The following is a 4,180-nucleotide window of genomic DNA, read 5'->3' on the forward strand; positions in this document are numbered from 1 at the left end:
TTATCATACCCTTCTATCGTAATTCTTTTGTTAAACTTTATTTTTGGAGGACGTTTATTTTTCTCCAAATCATAGTTCTTCAAAATGAAGTCTCCTTGGCTAAATGTTTGGAGAACAGTTGAAAGAATGAGTAAACTGATTAAAACTAATTTTTTCATAATATTTTGTGTTTAACTTGTAAATACAAACGCCTTTCCCTCAATATTCTCAATATCAAATCTATATAAATTATTTGAATATTTTTCAGACTTTTATAAAAAATAGGTTAAAGGAAGGATTATTAATAACAGCATTTTTTATATATGAATAATATCTTTTCTTATTCTGATTATTAGTTTATAACAAAATATATTACTTAAATATTAAAACTTCTTTTTCTTTTTGTATATTTCACGTTTTTAAAAATTATTAAAAATTTAAACATCAAATGTTTTTTTGATATAGTAAAAACAAAACTAAACAATTAAAATTATGGAACCATTATTATTTATCATTATTGCATTAGTAATTGGTGCGGCAACAAGACATTTTCTTAAAAAAACACCTTTACCTTTTACTGTTTTACTTTTGATTTTTGGCTTAGGTTTAGGAGTTTTAGCACGTCTTGAATTTTTTCATGGAATTCATTCAATAGAAGAAGCTTTAGAATGGGCAGGAAAGATAGACCCACACGTAATTTTATTTGTCTTTTTGCCAACGCTGATTTTTGAAGCGGCTTTTGCAATGGATGTCCATACCTTTAAAAAGTCATTAGGAAACGCTTCTTTATTAGCAATTCCGGGAATTGTATTTGCCTTAGTCCTTACTGCTCTTTTTCTTATGGGATTAAAATTATTAAATATTGGTTTTGGATCATGGGAATGGAAAATGGCATTATTATTTGGTTCTGTGATTAGTGCTACCGACCCCGTAGCCGTTGTTGCTTTGCTAAAAGATTTGGGAGCGAGCAAAAAATTAGGAACTTTAATTGAAGGTGAATCCTTATTAAATGATGGTACTGCAATTGTAATATTTATGGTAATTTTTGTAGGAATAACAGGCTCGGGACATGGTGGCGATAGTTCCATTTTTGTGGAATTCGGGAAAGTTGCTTTTGGCGGTATTTTGTTAGGAGTTATTGTAGGTGCGATTACTCTTGCTTGGGTAAAAAAAGTATTTAACGATGCAATGGTTGAAATTACTTTAATTATTGCGGCAGCATATCTCACATTTTTTGTTGCTGAACATTTTTTACATGTATCCGGAGTTTTAGGACTTGTTGCATTAGGTTTAGCAATGGCAAGTGCAGGTAGAACAAGAATAAGTGCAGAAGTAGGTCATTTTCTTCATGAGTTTTGGGAGCTTGCAGCTTTTATTGCTAACACTCTTATCTTTTTAATTGTGGGTGTTGTTATCGCATCAAGAACAGTTTTTACTCTAAATGATTTTGTTATACTTTTAATTTTATATGTTGGATTACATGTCATTCGTTTACTATTGATAATAATGTTTTATCCTCTAATGAAAAAAATTGGATATGGTTTACCCAAAAAAGATGCTTATGTTTTATGGTATGGAGCATTACGAGGAGCAATTGGATTAGCACTTGCACTAATCGTTGCAGGAGAACCAAACATTCCTGAGGAAATAAGAAATCAGTTTTTGTTTTACACAGCAGGAATCGTAACTTTAACTCTTTTGGTTAATGCTACAACTATTAAATTTTTAGTAAATGGACTTGGACTAACGGATATTCCTCCTGTAAAAGCAATGATGTTTTCAAATGCATTTAAGGCAATACACAAAGAAAGTAAAAAAGAAATCGATGTTTTAAGAAAAGATCGTTTTATGGGTGGAGCTAATTGGGAAACGGTAAATACATATTTACCTCATAGGGAATTACCAAAAATATCGGATGAAGAAAAAGAAAAAATGGATCCAATGGCTGAAGCACGAAGAAGAATTTTGGAAAAAGAAAAAAGCAGTTATTGGAATCAATTCAAAGAAGGTTTATTAAGTCCTCTTGCATTTACAAAACTTTCTGACAATATGAACGAAATTATTGATAAAGAAGGGAATATTCCATTATCAGAAAGAGAGTATTTAAATTCATTATGGCGAATACCAAAAGTATTTCATTATTTTGAGACTTTTCCTTTAGTTGGCTCTTTTGCAAAAAAAGCTGTCTTTGAAAGACTCGGATTAAGTTATGATATTGCAAGAGGTTTTGTGGTTTCTCAAGAAGAAATATCAAAATTAGTTTCTTCAATGGATTTTGATTTTAATCAGGATGATCAAACAGATGATGAAGAAGAGAGAATTGCTCAAAGCATTAAAGATGAAATAAATGAAAATCGCTTAAGAGGGTTAAATTATATTAAAGAAATTCATCAGGGCTTTCCTGAAATAACAAGTTCCATTGAAACGAAACAAGCTACAAGGTCAATACTTAACTTTGAAAAATCCGCTATTGCAAAACTACAAAAAGAAGGTCAGCTTGAAAATGATGAAACTGAAAAAATGATTGTGGATGTAGAAAAAAGGATGAAGAAGTTAATGGATTCACCACTTATTACAACTTTAATGGAGCCAATTGAAGTGCTTAAGGATGTTAGCTGGTTGAAAGCTGTTGACGAAAACGTAAGTAGTGAAGTAATAAAAATTGCCAAAGAAAAGGATCATAAGCCTGGTCAGAAACTTATTGAGCGAGGAGATTCAGGAAAAAAAGGAATGGTAGTTATTGCACGTGGAAGTGTAAAAGTAATGGTTGGAGATACAGTAGTTGATATTCTGGGAACAGGAAGTGTAATTGGTGAAATGTCTGTATTGGCAGGTGTTCCACGAACAGCAAATGTTATTGCTGACACTCCTGTTACAGCTTTATGGCTTTCTTCGGAAGATATGCAAAATGTAATTAAAAAATCATCTGAACTTGAAATAAATCTTTGGAACACTGCCGGACAACGATTTGCTGAAAATCTTCTTGGTTCTATAGATCCTTATATGAATTGGTCTCAAATAAAAATGAGAAGATGGCTTAGTGATTTTGAAATCAGAAAGATAAAAGAAGATGAGAAAATAAACCTTCACAACAAAATTGCCGTTTTAGTTTATGGTGTTGCTTCAGATAAAGAAACAGGTCATGTGTATCAGGCACCTTCGGTAGTTGACATTTCAGAGGCTGTTTTTTCAAAGAATGCATGGGTAATGATATCGGAACAAAAGTAAAAAAGCAATAAAAAATTTTATTTATGAGGATTTCAAAAAGAGAATTAATAAAGTCATCTTATTTCGTAATTTTATATTCTGTTATTTGTGTTTATTACATTGTTGATGTCCTTTTGTTTAAGGATTCATATATCATAGATGTACTTTTTTTCGTTCTTAGCACTCTTGTAATAGTTCAAATTTTCGTATTTTTTAGAAAGTTTTTAAGAAGATATTATCAGTATCAGGATAAAAAACATATTTTAACGTCTATACTTATTCTTGAAATATTACATACTGTTATTATTTTATTTTTTAACGGTAATTTTATTAATTCTTGGGATTTAACATTTTTATATAAATTTCTATTTATTTTAACAACAGCTCTTTTAATAATTTTTTATTTTGTTCTGTTTTTAAAAGTAAACGACTTATCTAACAAGCATTTTAAATTATTAAAATTATTTTCCTATTCATTATTGCTAATCCCTATGGTTGTTTTTGTTACATCATTATCTGCAAGATTACAAGGCTATGACATTATGAGTTCAATTGAAAATGAATTCCCTGTAATCGTACTATCTACTGTAAAAATTATTCCCTTTTTGATACTTGCAAAAATTTATTGCCAAGCAACATATAGGCATAAGGAGTAATTAGAGATATTATTTAGTGGCTATAAGAAAAATGTATGTTTTTGACTGTTAGAATATTATGTGTATTTTGTCGCTGAATCTAATGTCATAAAGTAGTCATTTGATTGTCATTAAGTTACAAAATCCAATGACAGCTTGTCTAAATGACTATTAATGACAATTGAATGACTTTTACATTCACATACATTTTTAATTCAAAGCCCAAGTATAATGAGTAATACAAAGTTTTCTTAGTGCCACTAATTAGTAATATGAAAAAGCAATTGTTGATCAGGTAAGCTCAACTTACAACCTTAAATTTTAATTACTCTGTTTTTCAACTTTAATTTTCAAAAGAT

Annotated in this window: 2 protein-coding genes; both read left to right on the plus strand. The window is 29.8% G+C overall.

The window, feature by feature from the left end:
- The first annotated feature begins 471 nt into the window (after nt 1-471).
- Entirely contained in the window at nt 472-3,207 is a 2,736-nt protein-coding gene (locus U9R42_03890) for a cation:proton antiporter (protein ID MEA3495158.1), read from the plus strand.
- 23 nt (nt 3,208-3,230) lie between these two features.
- A complete protein-coding gene (locus U9R42_03895; protein ID MEA3495159.1) occupies nt 3,231-3,842 on the plus strand; it encodes a hypothetical protein in 612 nt (203 codons plus the stop codon).
- The last annotated feature ends 338 nt before the right edge of the window (nt 3,843-4,180 follow it).

The sequence above is a fragment of the Bacteroidota bacterium genome (assembly GCA_034723125.1).
GTDB lineage: Bacteria > Bacteroidota > Bacteroidia > CAILMK01 > JAAYUY01 > JAYEOP01.

Bases quoted from the DNA above. Each gene is read 5' to 3' on its own strand.
- U9R42_03890 (MEA3495158.1), top strand. From the start codon at position 472: ATGGAACCATTATTATTTATCATTATTGCATTAGTAATTGGTGCGGCA.
- U9R42_03895 (MEA3495159.1), top strand. From the start codon at position 3,231: ATGAGGATTTCAAAAAGAGAATTAATAAAGTCATCTTATTTCGTAATT.